11 protein-coding genes and 1 pseudogene are annotated in these 14,207 nt (G+C 49.6%); 5 read left to right on the forward strand and 7 right to left on the reverse strand.

The window, feature by feature from the left end; translation table 11 throughout:
* Nucleotides 1–61 precede the first annotated feature (61 nt).
* The 3 genes from rclC to rclA form a co-directional block, all read right to left on the reverse strand.
* Entirely contained in the window at nucleotides 62–655 is a 594-nt protein-coding gene (gene rclC, locus ACJHX3_RS15760) for a reactive chlorine species resistance protein RclC (protein ID WP_001306921.1), read from the reverse strand.
* 11 nt (nucleotides 656–666) lie between these two features.
* Nucleotides 667–903 carry a reactive chlorine resistance periplasmic protein RclB gene (rclB, locus tag ACJHX3_RS15765; protein ID WP_000474077.1) on the reverse strand — a complete coding sequence of 79 codons (237 nt, stop codon included), beginning with the start codon at nucleotides 901–903 and terminating at the stop codon, nucleotides 667–669.
* A gap of 108 nt (nucleotides 904–1,011) precedes the next feature.
* Nucleotides 1,012–2,337, reverse strand: coding sequence for a reactive chlorine resistance oxidoreductase RclA (gene rclA / locus ACJHX3_RS15770; protein WP_001046322.1), 1,326 nt, complete (start codon nucleotides 2,335–2,337; stop codon nucleotides 1,012–1,014).
* A gap of 225 nt (nucleotides 2,338–2,562) precedes the next feature.
* Here rclA and rclR point away from each other — a divergent pair, with 225 nt between their 5' ends.
* The 4 genes from rclR to ACJHX3_RS15790 all read left to right on the forward strand — a co-directional run bounded on the left by rclR (nucleotide 2,563) and on the right by ACJHX3_RS15790 (nucleotide 6,788).
* Nucleotides 2,563–3,417 (forward strand): reactive chlorine-specific transcriptional regulator RclR, encoded by an 855-nt coding sequence (gene rclR, locus ACJHX3_RS15775; protein ID WP_000339593.1) that lies wholly within the window; start codon nucleotides 2,563–2,565, stop codon nucleotides 3,415–3,417.
* Between the two features lie 525 nt (nucleotides 3,418–3,942).
* On the forward strand, nucleotides 3,943–4,662 hold the full coding sequence (locus tag ACJHX3_RS15780) for a (Fe-S)-binding protein (protein ID WP_001102123.1): 720 nt from the start codon (nucleotides 3,943–3,945) through the stop codon (nucleotides 4,660–4,662).
* Nucleotides 4,663–4,672: 10 nt separating this feature from the next.
* Entirely contained in the window at nucleotides 4,673–6,100 is a 1,428-nt protein-coding gene (locus tag ACJHX3_RS15785; RefSeq protein WP_024216459.1) for a LutB/LldF family L-lactate oxidation iron-sulfur protein, read from the forward strand.
* On the forward strand, nucleotides 6,093–6,788 hold the full coding sequence (locus tag ACJHX3_RS15790; RefSeq protein ID WP_024216461.1) for a lactate utilization protein C: 696 nt from the start codon (nucleotides 6,093–6,095) through the stop codon (nucleotides 6,786–6,788). The genes ACJHX3_RS15785 and ACJHX3_RS15790 overlap by 8 nt, the downstream gene beginning before the upstream one ends.
* A 242-nt stretch (nucleotides 6,789–7,030) precedes the next feature.
* Here the strand turns inward: ACJHX3_RS15790 and ACJHX3_RS15795 are convergent.
* The 4 genes and pseudogenes from ACJHX3_RS15795 to betI form a co-directional block, all read right to left on the reverse strand.
* Nucleotides 7,031–7,686: pseudogene (locus tag ACJHX3_RS15795) on the reverse strand (hypothetical protein).
* A gap of 195 nt (nucleotides 7,687–7,881) precedes the next feature.
* Nucleotides 7,882–9,570: a choline dehydrogenase gene (gene betA / locus ACJHX3_RS15800; protein ID WP_024216463.1), complete on the reverse strand. Its 1,689-nt coding sequence runs from the start codon at nucleotides 9,568–9,570 to the stop codon at nucleotides 7,882–7,884.
* Nucleotides 9,571–9,583: 13 nt separating this feature from the next.
* Entirely contained in the window at nucleotides 9,584–11,056 is a 1,473-nt protein-coding gene (gene betB / locus ACJHX3_RS15805; protein WP_024216464.1) for a betaine-aldehyde dehydrogenase, read from the reverse strand.
* 13 nt (nucleotides 11,057–11,069) lie between these two features.
* Nucleotides 11,070–11,657 carry a transcriptional regulator BetI gene (betI, locus tag ACJHX3_RS15810; protein ID WP_001469423.1) on the reverse strand — a complete coding sequence of 196 codons (588 nt, stop codon included), beginning with the start codon at nucleotides 11,655–11,657 and terminating at the stop codon, nucleotides 11,070–11,072.
* Between the two features lie 128 nt (nucleotides 11,658–11,785).
* Here betI and betT point away from each other — a divergent pair, with 128 nt between their 5' ends.
* The gene (betT, locus tag ACJHX3_RS15815; protein WP_000131044.1) at nucleotides 11,786–13,819 is read left to right on the forward strand and encodes a choline BCCT transporter BetT; all 2,034 of its coding nucleotides are present in this window, start codon (nucleotides 11,786–11,788) and stop codon (nucleotides 13,817–13,819) included.
* Nucleotides 13,820–14,207: the final 388 nt, after the last annotated feature.

The raw sequence follows: 14,207 nt of genomic DNA on the forward strand, positions 1-14,207 counted from the left end.
CACCCATTAGCAAGGAAAGCCTGATGCCTGAAAAAGTGAACAACAGACAGTGTTCGGATTATCAATATTCAGTTTTTAACGTTGAACTGGATTCATTACTGCGTTGTTTAAGAATTTCCCGCGCCGAATCTGCCATTATCATGACAGCACCTGCCAGCATCAGAGTATCTTTCAATACCAGGCGACCAGCACCAGATAAATAAGGGAAACCATGATGAGCGTCACCCAATGCGGGTACCCATGCCTCCGGGGTGGTGATTAAAAATGAGAGTGTTACCAACGGTGTGGTAAATGCCATCAGCCCTCCCAATAAACCTAACCAGCGATTGACAGGATTAGCCAAAACCAGCAGAGCAATAATCACCTCCACGACGCCAAGACCGTTGGAAAAACCATAGGTATTATTGGCCGATTGCCATGCCCTTGCTTCTGGTTTGTATTCGCCTTCGTGAGTCAGATACTGTTTATAGTCTTCCGGGTGTTCATAAAAGAACGACATTAGTGGACTGTTTGCGACGAATGGTGTAATGCTGTCTGCCTCGTAAGGGACAAACTTTAATAACCCAATCCACATAAAAACAATCGCAATACTCAGACGAATCAATGTCAGGCCAATTTTATCTCCCCGACTTAACAGGTGCAGGTATTTTTCCATTGTGAACATCCTTATTTATACAATACTGCTGTTGCGGTTGAATTATTATCAATTCGCATCGATGTGACTTTCCAGGATGAAGCATTATATTTTCTGGCTATATCAGCAATGGCATCCTCCAGAACTGTCGGTGATGCTGATACTGACGAGACGCTGATATGTTTCAGAATTATTTTATCATCTGCATTGGTGGAAAATGCCATAACGCCAGATAATAGTGTTGCAAATAAAACGGATTTTTTAAACATATAAAATACCATCAATGAAGTGATTAAGAATTTATAGAGTAACAGAGAATTAATAAGATTCTTTTCTCTGAGACGCCAGAATATTTGTTCTGGCGTCTGATTTTGAGTTTATTTGACTAATGAAAATAGATCATTGAGTGATTCGCTCATCGACGGATGAGTAAATATCTGATCGCGTAATATGCTATAAGGCAGCCCGGCATCCATCACCATTTTCACTATATTAATCATCTCGTGGGAGTCAACACACAGCAGTGATGCCCCTAATATACGTTGGGTTTTATTATCAATAATCGCTTTTAATACCCCACGAGTATCATTCATCACTCTGGCACGCGGAATTGCAGCTACAGGCAATGTCACCACCTGAATATCAGCACCACTCTCTCTGGCTTGTTCTTCTGTCATACCAACCCTGGACAGGGGCGGTGTCATAAATACGGAATAAGGCACATTTTTCCGATCATCAGTACTACGTTTGCCTTCACCCAGTAACTCATCACGTACAATGCGGTAATCATCCAGTGATATGTAAGTAAATTGCAGCCCGCCGGTAACATCTCCCATCGCCCAAATATTGTCTGCGGTGGTATGTAATCGCTTGTCAACGACAATTGCCCCGCGCTCGTTTACTGCGATACCGGCATTTTCTGGATGTAACGAAGCGGTAGCCGGTTGACGACCGGAAGCTATTAACAGTGCATCCACCGCCAGTTGGGCGTGCTCGCTATGCACTTGCACTTGATTTTCATGGTGACTGATTCGCTCCACATGGGCATTGAGGATAATATCGACGCCCTGATCGCGTAAAATCGTCGCGATATTATCAGCAATATCCCGATCTTCCCGAGGCAAAAACAGCGAAGCTGCCTCTAAAATGGTTACTTTGCTGCCAAAATTAGCGAACATAGAGGCGAACTCAACGCCAATATATCCGCCGCCCAAAATACCTAAATGCCCAGGCAATTCTTTTAGATTAAGTAATCCGGTGCTGTCATATACACCAGGCGTGGTGGTAATTCCAGTAATTGGCGGAACCACGGTTTGTGCACCGGTATTAATAAAAATTTTCTCGCCATGAATTTCCAGATTTCCCTCAGGCCGATGAACACGCAGGCTATGATTATTGATAAACTCCGCCTGGCCGTCGATCACGTCGATATTGGGCATATCCGCAAGATTATGAAAATTCTTATTACGTAAAAAATTAACCACTTCATTTTTACGCTGTATGGCACGGACAAAATCTGTGTGCTGCTGTGCGTCATGAACCAATGTTTTGGTTGGGATGCAGCCGATATTAATACAGGTCCCGCCATACATTGCATTTGATTGTTCGATGAGAGCCACTCGCCAACCTGCTTTTGCCAGCGTGACGGCTAATGTTTTTCCAGCCTTGCCAAAACCAATAATCACTGCCTGATATTTATTCATGATGATTTCCTGTCGAAACGCGTTCATTTGACATCATGACTATAGACGCAAAAGAGCAAATAACATTTCTTCACAACGCTTGATATTTTGTCTTATCGTCTGGTATTTTCTTTTTCTTAATCAGAATCACAAAACAAAAATCATGATTAACTATTTGATGGTATTACATTAATTATTTACTAAGATTGTTGGTATTTGTAATCAAAAACCACTCAGGAGTCTGATATGGATGCCCTTAGCCGTTTGTTGATGCTTAACGCTCCACAAGGAACGATCGATAAGAATTGCGTGTTAGGAAGTGACTGGCAGCTTCCACATGGTGCCGGGGAATTGTCGGTTATTCGTTGGCATGCGTTAACGCAAGGAGCGGCGAAGCTGGAAATGCCGACGGGAGAGATTTTTACATTACGCCCGGGAAATGTGGTCCTGCTACCACAAAATTCAGCTCATCGCCTGAGTCATGTCGATAATGAATCGACCTGTATTGTCTGCGGCACTCTTCGGCTGCAACATTCGGCGCGTTATTTTTTAACGTCTTTGCCGGAAACGCTGTTTTTAGCACCAGTTAACCACAGCGTGGAATATAACTGGCTGAGGGAGGCGATCCCGTTTTTACAACAGGAATCCAGATCGGCGATGCCGGGAGTGGATGCACTGTGTAGCCAGATCTGCGCTACATTCTTTACCCTCGCGGTGCGTGAGTGGATTGCACAGGTTAATACTGAGAAAAACATTCTCAGTTTGCTTCTGCATCCACGTCTTGGTGCGGTAATACAGCAAATGCTGGAAATGCCAGGACACGCCTGGACCGTCGAATCGCTGGCCAGCATCGCCCACATGTCCCGGGCAAGTTTTGCCCAGCTTTTCCGTGATGTTTCCGGAACCACGCCGCTGGCTGTATTAACAAAGTTGCGTCTACAAATAGCGGCCCAGATGTTTTCCCGGGAAATGCTCCCTGTTGTGGTGATCGCTGAGTCAGTAGGCTATGCCAGTGAATCATCTTTTCACAAGGCGTTTGTCCGCGAGTTTGGTTGTACTCCGGGAGAATATCGGGAAAGGGTCAGACAGCTTGCACCCTGAATAAAACCGCCAGAAATCAGGGCAAAGATAATCCGCATTCCGGGAGTTGTGAGCCTTTCAACTATTTCTATTTCCAACGGTGGTTTTGGGCTTTATATATTTTTTTGATGGACTCTAGCTCGGTTTTTAAATAAAAATGCAAACTAAATTGCTTCAATTAAATAAAATCCCGACTATTACTTGATACGTGATTATTGTCGGTGATTTTTTTTGTACACCATCAGTGTATATCTCAATAACCCCTGAATAAGTAGCTCTGAATAGGTATAAGGGATGTAGCCTTTTTAAATGGATTTCTTATGCCAAAAATGATCGTCGATTTCCCTATAAAATGTGAGCGATGCCGAAAGAAATAAAATTAGTTATTGCATTTGAAGTTTAGATGAAAGATTATCATTTGTCATACAAATGAGGGGTGGTATGTTGCTAGCCAATTAAAAAAGAACGCCATATTTATTGATGATTGATCCCCTGGTGGGGGGAACCATCGGGCATAAATGGGCATGAAGTAATGGAGTATTAGTTGTGAATGTCAATTTCTTTGTCACCTGTATTGGTGACGCCCTGAAATCAAGAATGGCACGAGACTCCGTGCTGCTACTGGAAAAACTCGGCTGTCGCGTAAATTTCCCGGAGAAACAGGGATGCTGCGGTCAGCCTGCGATCAATAGTGGTTATATCAAAGAAGCGATTCCAGGGATGAAAAATCTGATCGCCGCACTGGAGGATAACGACGATCCCATTATTTCACCGGCTGGCTCTTGCACCTATGCCGTAAAAAGTTACCCGACGTATCTGGCGGATGAACCTGAATGGGCATCACGTGCCGAAAAGGTAGCCGCGCGTATGCAGGATCTCACCTCTTTTATTGTTAATACATTAGGGGTAGTCGATGTAGGTGCCAGTTTGCAAGGGAGAGCGGTGTATCACCCATCTTGTAGCCTGGCCCGTAAGCTGGGGGTGAAGGACGAACCACTTACGCTGCTGAAAAATGTGCGTGGACTGGAGCTGTTGACCTTTGCTGAACAGGATACCTGCTGCGGATTTGGCGGCACGTTCTCGGTCAAAATGGCCGAAATATCCGGCGAGATGGTGAAAGAAAAGGTTGCGCACCTGATGGAAGTTCGCCCTGAGTATTTAATTGGTGCTGACGTGAGTTGCCTGCTGAACATCAGTGGACGATTACAACGGGAAGGGCAGAAAGTCAAAGTGATGCATATTGCTGAAGTGCTGATGAGCCGCTGAGGATATAAAGATGTCGATCAAAACCAGTAATACAGATTTTAAGACACGCATCCGTCAGCAAATTGAAGATCCGATCATGCGCAAAGCGGTGGCAAACGCGCAGCAGCGTATTGGGGCAAATCGGCAAAAAATGGTCGATGAAATGGGGCACTGGGAGGAGTGGCGCGATCGGGCCGCCCAGATACGTGATCATGTTCTGAGTAATCTCGACGCTTATCTGTACCAGCTCTCAGAAAAAGTGACACAAAACGGCGGTCACGTCTATTTTGCAAAAACCAAAGAAGACGCCACCCGCTACATTTTACAGGTTGCCCAACGCAAAAATGCCCGGAAGGTGGTGAAATCTAAATCGATGGTGACCGAAGAGATTGGTGTCAATCATGTGTTGCAGGATGCCGGGATTCAGGTGATTGAAACCGATCTGGGTGAATACATTCTCCAGCTGGATCAAGATCCGCCCTCTCATGTTGTGGTCCCGGCAATTCATAAAGATCGCCATCAGATCCGTCGAGTGCTACACGAACGTCTGGGCTATGAGGGGCCGGAAACGCCTGAAGCGATGACCTTATTCATTCGGCAAAAAATCCGCGAAGATTTCCTCAGTGCTGAAATAGGTATTACCGGCTGTAATTTCGCGGTGGCAGAGACAGGTTCGGTATGCCTGGTGACCAATGAAGGTAATGCGCGAATGTGTACCACGCTGCCTAAAACGCATATTGCAGTGATGGGAATGGAGCGTATTGCTCCCACGTTTGCAGAGGTAGATGTATTGATCACCATGCTGGCGCGCAGTGCCGTTGGTGCACGTTTGACGGGATACAACACCTGGCTGACAGGGCCGCGCGAAGCGGGGCACGTTGATGGTCCTGAAGAGTTTCATCTGGTTATTGTCGATAACGGGCGTTCTGAGGTGCTGGCCTCTGAATTTCGGGATGTGCTGCGCTGTATTCGCTGCGGGGCTTGTATGAATACTTGTCCGGCATATCGCCATATTGGCGGTCATGGATATGGCTCTATTTATCCAGGGCCAATTGGTGCGGTGATTTCTCCGCTACTTGGCGGCTATAAAGATTTTAAAGATTTACCCTACGCCTGCTCTCTATGCACTGCTTGTGACAACGTGTGTCCGGTGCGTATTCCGCTGTCAAAACTGATTTTGCGTCATCGTCGGGTGATGGCTGAAAAAGGGATCACCGCAAAAGCAGAGCAACGGGCGATAAAAATGTTCGCTTATGCCAATAGTCATCCAGGATTGTGGAAAGTCGGGATGATGGCCGGCGCTCATGCGGCAAGCTGGTTTATCAATGGCGGCAAAACACCACTCAAATTTGGCGCGATTAGCGACTGGATGGAAGCACGCGATCTTCCTGAAGCTGACGGAGAGAGTTTCCGTAGTTGGTTTAAGAAACATCAGGCGCAGGAGAAAAAGAATGGATAATCGGAGCGAATTTTTGAATAACGTTGCTCAGGCACTGGGTCGCCCGCTGCGACTTGAACCGCAAGCAGAAGATGCGCCGCTTAACAACTATGCTAACGAGCGGCTTACCCAACTTACCCAACAGCAGCGTTGTGACGCGTTTATCCAGTTTGCCAGCGATGTTATGTTGACGCGCTGTGAACTGACCAGCGAGGCGAAGGCGGCAGAAGCTGCAATACGTCTGTGTAAAGAGCTGGGAGATCAGTCGGTCGTGATTAGCGGTGACACGAGGCTGGAGGAATTGGGGATTAGCGAACGTTTGCAGCAGGAATGCAATGCCGTTGTTTGGGATCCGGCGAAAGGTGCCGAGAATATCTCACAGGCAGAGCAGGCTAAAGTGGGTGTCGTGTATGCTGAATATGGTTTAACCGAATCGGGAGGCGTGGTTCTTTTTTCCGCCGCCGAGCGCGGGCGTTCATTGAGCCTGCTCCCGGAATCTTCTCTTTTTATCCTGCGTAAAAGCACAATCCTGCCGCGTGTAGCGCAACTCGCAGAAAAATTGCATCAGAAAGCGCAGGCCGGTGAACGAATGCCGTCCTGCATTAACATCATTAGCGGCCCTAGTTCAACGGCGGATATTGAGCTTATCAAAGTCGTCGGGGTTCATGGCCCGGTGAAAGCGGTGTATCTGATTATTGAGGATTGCTGAGAGAGATATGAAGTCTGGACATAAACCTGAAGGCAGCATACGAGGTTGTGAATAGCGTTAAGGACAACCTGACTTAACCCCGTTCCGTCATGGTTATGCTGCTCTTCTGTAAATATCCTGGCATTAGTAATGCCAGGATATTTACAGTGAAAAAGACAGGCATCCATTCCTGAAAACGGGTTCCCTTCCCGGTCATTGTCACTTCAGCTTTATACAGGCACTCTCTATCAGAATGCTGTTTATTACTGCCCAGAGTTTTGTTGGTATTCATCTACCATTTTTTTGACAAGGCAAAACATTACAGAAATTACAATGCTTATAAAAAACCCCAGAGCCAGACAAATGGCAGCAGGGTATTTATTTTTTATTTCTGGTGAGCTTATAGTTACACAGCCATCACCGTTCGGATACAATGACCAGTTCCTGGTCAGGTATATCATTTTTGTATAAAGCTCACTGTTAATTGCTGAAGGTGTTTGTATCTCATCGAGAACTTGCCTGCCATTATGATATTCTGACGCATACCATTTGATAATAGACGCCTGCACGCGAGATATTTCCGCTTCAGCAGTTGGTAAATCTCTCTTATCTCCTGACCATTCCAGCTTTATTTCTCTGTTCTTGACATCTGGGCTGGTGTGAAAAAATGTAGTAATTCGCTGTATAACATCTTCAGTCATTGTGGTCTGACAGGCAAAATTATTATTGCTATCACAGCTAACAAGTATGCCTGGTGTTGTCTGGTTTATTTTTAGGCTGTAACTCACTTTTATATTATCTTTATTGATATACAGAAATAAAAGCACCATTGCCATACAGATAGCTATAATAAAAAGGATAACACGAATCTTTTTAAAATCTCAATCAGATCGATATCCTGTTTGATTTGTTCATTCATAATATATCCAGAAAATGAAATCTGTCGCAGATAATATTGTATTAATAGTCTGTATCAGGAATGTTCGGGTTAAATATCAGCGAAAAACCAGCATCATGAATACTGGATATGAAGCATGAGAGTTACCTCAGTGTTTTATATAAGGATTCGGTCCTCATAGTAGAACGGTAACTCTCAATCTGATAGGTTCCTGAGTTAGTTCAAATCACGACTCATTTTTTTCGCTCTTACTGGCATCCCATTTGCCACAAAATATCTTGCCGTGCTCCTCGGCAACGCTTCTTGCCCGCGAATCATATCCGCTATTTTCTCGCCAATCATAATCGTCGTAGCATTCAAATTGCCGGTGATAATTTGCGGCATAATTGACGCATCCACCACGCGCAGGCCTTCCAGCCCGTGTACGCGGCCTTCGGCGTCAACCACTGCCATCTCGTCATAACCCATTTTGCAGGTACCGCACGGGTGGAAGGCGGTTTCGGCGTGGTTACGCACGAACTCATCGAGCTGCTCATCCGTCTGGCATTCGACACCGGGGCTGATTTCGCGGCCACGATACTGATCCAGCGCCGGTTGATGCATGATCTCCCGGGTGATGCGAATTGCGTCGCGGAACTCCTGCCAGTCCTGCTCGTGCGACATGTAGTTAAACAGAATCGCTGGATGCTGGTGCGGGTCGCGGGATTTAATCCGCACATGCCCACGGCTTGGCGAGCGCATCGATCCGACGTGGCACTGGAAGCCGTGCTCTTTCACTGCGTTCGAGCCGTTATAGTTAATCGCCACTGGCAGGAAATGGTACTGAATATTCGGCCACGCAAATTCCTCACGGCTGCGAATAAATCCGCCTGCTTCAAAGTGGTTGCTGGCACCAACGCCGGTGCCGCCAAACAGCCACTCCGCACCGATTTTCGGCTGATTCCACCACTGCAGGGCAGGGTAGAGGGAAACCGGTTCTTTGCACTCATATTGCAGGTACATCTCCAGGTGATCCTGAAGATTTTCGCCGACGCCGGGTAAATCATGCACCAGCGGAATATCAAACTCCGCCAGCAGTCCAGCGTTGCCGACGCCGGAGCGTTGCAGGATCTGCGGTGAAGCAATCGCGCCTGCACATAACAGCACTTCTTTATTCGCCGCCGCGCGGGTCGGAATGGTGCTGTCGCCTTCCAGCCACTCGACGCCCACCGCGCGTTTGCCGTCAAAAATGATGCGATCGGTCATGGCGTGAGTACGAATGGTCAGGTTAGGGCGCGATTTGGCCTGATCGAGATAGCCACGCGCGGTGCTGGCGCGACGGCCCTGCGGCGTGACGGTGCGATCCATCGGTCCAAAACCTTCCTGCTGATAACCGTTGAGATCGTCCGTGCGCGGGTAGCCCGCCTGCACGCCCGCTTCAATCATCGCTTCAAACAGCGGATTGACGCCGGGTTTGGAGGTGGTGACGCTCACCGGGCCGTCGCCGCCGTGGTAGTCGTTCTCGCCCACATCGCGAGTTTCGGCCTTGCGATAGTAGGGCAGACAGTCGAGGTAGCTCCAGTTCTCCAGACCGGGTTCTTGCGCCCAGTTATCGAGATCCAGCGCGTTACCACGGATGTAACACATGCCGTTGATCAGTGATGACCCGCCAAGCCCCTTACCGCGTCCGCACTCCATGCGACGGTTATTCATAAACGGTTCGGGCTCCGTTTCATAGGCCCAGTTGTAGCGTTTACCCTGTAGCGGGAACGCCAGCGCGGCGGGCATCTGGGTGCGGAAGTCAAAGCGATAGTCCGGGCCGCCTGCTTCAAGCAGCAGCACGGTTGTGTTCGGATCTTCAGTCAGACGGGTAGCGAGAACGTTGCCGGCTGAGCCGGCACCAATAATGATGTAGTCAAATTGCAAATAAACCTCCTGGTTAGAATATGGACTGGAATTTAGCCATCTCAACCTGGATGGACTTCACCTGGGTGTAACTCTGGAGCGTCATCACGCCGTTCTCGCGACCAATGCCGGAGTGTTTGTAGCCGCCAACGGGCATCTCTGCCGGGGATTCGCCCCAGGTGTTGATCCAGCAAATACCCGCTTCCAGCTGATGAATGACGCGATGCGCGCGGTTCAGGTCCGCCGTCACGATGCCCGCCGCCAGGCCGTAGTCGGTATCATTGGCGCGGCGAATCACTTCGTCCTCAGATTCATAAGTGAGAAGCGACATCACCGGACCGAAGATCTCTTCGCGCACGATGGTCATTTCGTCGCGGCAATCGGTGAACACGGTCGGTGCAACCCATGCGCCGTTATCGAAGTCATCGCCTTTCATTACATCGCCGCCGCACAGTACGCGCGCGCCTTCCTCTTTGCCTTTGGCGATATAGCGCAGCACGTTATCGCGATGCGGGAAGCTGACCAGCGGGCCGAAGTTAGTTTGCGGATCGAAAACGTCGCCCGCGCGAATGCGCTCAACGCGCGCCAGAATCTTTTGTTCAAATGCGGCTTTGCATTTCGCCGGAACGAAGACGCGGGTGCCGTTGGTACACACCTGACCGGAGCTGAAGAAGTTCGCCATCATGGCGATATCAGCGGCGAGATCGAGGTCTGCATCGTCGAAAACGATCAGCGGCGATTTACCGCCCAGCTCCATGGTCACTTCTTTCAGGGAGGAAGCTGCCGAGTTAGCCATCACTTTTTTGCCGCTGGCGACACCGCCGGTAAATGACACTTTGGCAATGCCCGGATGATCGGTCAGATATTGCCCGGTCTCCGCGCCCACGCCCGGCAACACGTTAAATACACCGTCCGGCAGGCCCGCTTCGCTGTAAATTTCAGCCAGCTTTAACGCGGTAAGCGGGGTGACTTCGCTCGGTTTGAAGATCATCGCGTTACCCGCCGCCAGCGCCGGGGCGGATTTCCACAAAGCAATCTGGATCGGGTAGTTCCATGCGCCAATCCCCGCCACCACACCCAGCGGTTCGCGGCGGGTATAAACAAATGACGTCTCACGCAATGGGATCTGGCTGCCTTCCAGCGACGGGATCAGCCCGGCGTAGTACTCCAGCACGTCCGCGCCGGTAACGATATCGACGGTTGATGTTTCCGAATACGCTTTTCCGGTATCGAGGGTTTCCAGTTTTGCGAGTTCGTCATTGCGTTCACGTAGAATATCAACGGCCCGACGCAGAATACGCGAGCGTTCCATAGCGGTCATCGCCGCCCAGATTTTTTGCCCTTGTTGGGCACTCTTCACGGCGCGATCGACATCCTCACGCCCGGCGGCCTGCACGGTCGCCAGCACGTTACCGTTGGCCGGGTTAATGGTCTCGAAGGAGCGACCACTGGTGGCGGAGGTATAACCACCATGTATATAAAGCTGCTGTTCTGCCATTCGGGACATCACGTCTCCTCAGTTAATCGGTGGGTAAATGCTGAGTAATAAAGTGACGGGTCAGCGAGTGTGCGAGAGGTTTATCCAGCGCTTTGCCGCTCAGTGCCGCGCGCAGCCATAATCCGTCAATTAGCGCGGCAAGGCCGTAGCCCGCTTCCTGTGCCTGTTGGCGCGGTAACTCGCGGCGAAATTCGCTCACCAGATTCGACAGCAAGCGGCGGCTACTGACCTGCTGCAAGCGATAGAGCATCGGCTGATGCATACTGCTGGCCCAGAACGCCAGCCAGGCTTTCATCGCCGCGCCGCTCACCTGAGTCTCATCGAAGTTTCCACCAACAATCGCCTGTAATCGCAGCTCTGCACTGCCCTGCGGAAGTGCATGTAAGCGGTTCAAAACCGCGTCACGCAGCTGACTGGTGATATCGCGCATGGTTGCTTCCAGCAGACCATTTTTGTCCCTGAAATAGTGGCTGATGATCCCCGTAGAAACGCCTGCACGGCGGGCGATCTGCGCGATCGTTGCATCGTGCATGCCCACCTCATTGATTGCTTCCAGCGTGGCGTCGATCAGTTGTCTGCGCCGGATCGACTGCATCCCCAATTTGGGCATTTTTGCCACTCCATTCATCAGCGTTGTTTATCTATTAAAGCGGTTATTGATTGGACGTTCAATATAAAATGTGTCTTAATTGTTACGAATTTGATTTTAAATGGTAACAATAACAGTGGGGATACTGGATGACAGACCTTTCACACAGCAGGGAAAAGGACAAAATCAATCCGGTGGTGTTTTACACTTCCGCCGGACTGATTTTGTTGTTTTCCCTGACAACGATCCTGTTTCGCGACTTCTCGGCCCTGTGGATTGGCCGCACGCTGGACTGGGTTTCTAAAACCTTCGGTTGGTACTATCTGCTGGCGGCAACGCTCTATATTGTCTTTGTGGTCTGTATCGCTTGTTCGCGTTTTGGTTCGGTGAAGCTCGGGCCAGAACAATCCAAACCGGAATTCAGTCTGCTGAGTTGGGCGGCGATGCTGTTTGCTGCCGGGATCGGTATCGACCTGATGTTCTTCTCCGTAGCCGAACCGGTAACGCAGTATATGCAGCCGCCGGAAGGCGCGGGACAGACGATTGAGGCCGCGCGTCAGGCGATGGTCTGGACGCTGTTTCACTACGGCTTAACCGGCTGGTCGATGTATGCGCTGATGGGCATGGCGCTCGGATACTTTAGCTATCGTTATAATTTGCCGCTCACTATCCGCTCGGCGCTGTACCCGATCTTCGGTAAACGGATTAACGGGCCGATAGGTCACTCAGTGGATATTGCTGCGGTGATCGGCACCATCTTTGGTATTGCCACTACGCTCGGTATCGGTGTGGTGCAGCTTAACTATGGCTTGAGCGTACTGTTTGATATTCCCGATTCGATGGCGGCGAAAGCGGCACTGATCGCCTTGTCGGTGATCATCGCAACGATCTCTGTCACCTCCGGTGTCGATAAGGGCATTCGCGTGTTATCGGAACTCAACGTTGCGCTGGCGCTGGGGCTGATCCTGTTCGTGCTGTTTATGGGCGATACCTCGTTCCTGCTTAATGCGCTGGTGCTGAACGTTGGCGACTATGTGAATCGCTTTATGGGAATGACGCTCAACAGTTTTGCCTTCGACCGTCCGGTTGAGTGGATGAATAACTGGACGCTCTTCTTCTGGGCATGGTGGGTGGCATGGTCGCCGTTTGTCGGCCTGTTTCTGGCGCGTATCTCGCGCGGGCGCACCATTCGCCAGTTCGTGCTGGGCACGTTGATTATTCCGTTTACCTTCACGCTGTTATGGCTCTCGGTGTTCGGCAATAGCGCGCTGTATGAAATCATCCACGGCGGCGCGGCATTTGCCGAGGAAGCTATGGTCCATCCGGAGCGCGGCTTCTACAGCCTGCTGGCGCAATATCCGGCGTTTACCTTTAGCGCCTCTGTCGCCACCATTACTGGCCTGCTGTTTTATGTGACCTCGGCGGACTCCGGCGCGCTGGTGCTGGGGAATTTCACCTCGCAGCTTAAAGATATCAACAGCGACGCCCCCGGCTGGCTGCGCGTCTTCTGGTCGGTGGCGATTGGTCTGCTGACGCTTGGCATGCTGATGACCAACGGGATATCCGCGCTGCAAAACACCACGGTAATCATGGGGCTGCCGTTCAGCTTTGTGATTTTCTTCGTGATGGCGGGGTTGTATAAATCTCTGAAGGTAGAAGATTACCGCCGTGAAAGTGCCAACCGTGATACCGCGCCGCGACCGCTGGGGCTTCAGGATCGCCTGAGCTGGAAAAAACGTCTCTCGCGCCTGATGAATTATCCGGGCACGCGTTACACTAAACAGATGATGGAGACGGTCTGTTACCCGGCAATGGAAGAAGTGGCGCAGGAACTGCGGTTGCGCGGCGCGTACGTGGAGCTAAAAAGCCTGCCGCCGGAAGAGGGGCAACAGTTGGGGCATCTGGATTTGTTGGTGCATATGGGCGAAGAGCAAAACTTTGTCTATCAGATTTGGCCGCAGCAATATTCGGTGCCGGGCTTTACCTACCGCGCACGTAGCGGTAAATCGACCTACTACCGGCTGGAAACCTTCCTGTTAGAAGGCAGCCAGGGCAACGACCTGATGGACTACAGCAAAGAGCAGGTGATCACCGATATTCTCGACCAGTACGAGCGGCACCTTAACTTTATCCATCTCCATCGTGAAGCGCCGGGCCATAGCGTGATGTTCCCGGACGCGTGATTGTTATTGCATAAAACCGCGCCATGTCTGCATATGGCGCGGTTTCTCTTACCTCTTGATACGTTATATCTGTGTACAGTTAAGCCCTTAGTATCGATTGATGATTGCCAGGCAACAGATAATAAAAAAGAAAAGAACTATTGAAGCCCAAAACCTACGCTTGGACTGTTGTGAATGTTCAATAAGCTTAGTCTTATTTAATGTAAATATTGGTGCTAATTTGAAATGACGCTTTATTCATGGGAAACGCGTAGCGCAAATCAACTAAAATCAATGTAACTGTTTGTTGTTTAAGGTTTAATTGTCTGTGTCTGATATTTTATTGATTGTTTTAAATATTGTTTTATTGTCATTGTTATAATGTTGGCCATCTATTGCTGAATGGATT

The organism is Escherichia sp. WS1265, from assembly GCF_046487585.1.
Lineage (GTDB): Bacteria > Pseudomonadota > Gammaproteobacteria > Enterobacterales > Enterobacteriaceae > Escherichia > Escherichia coli.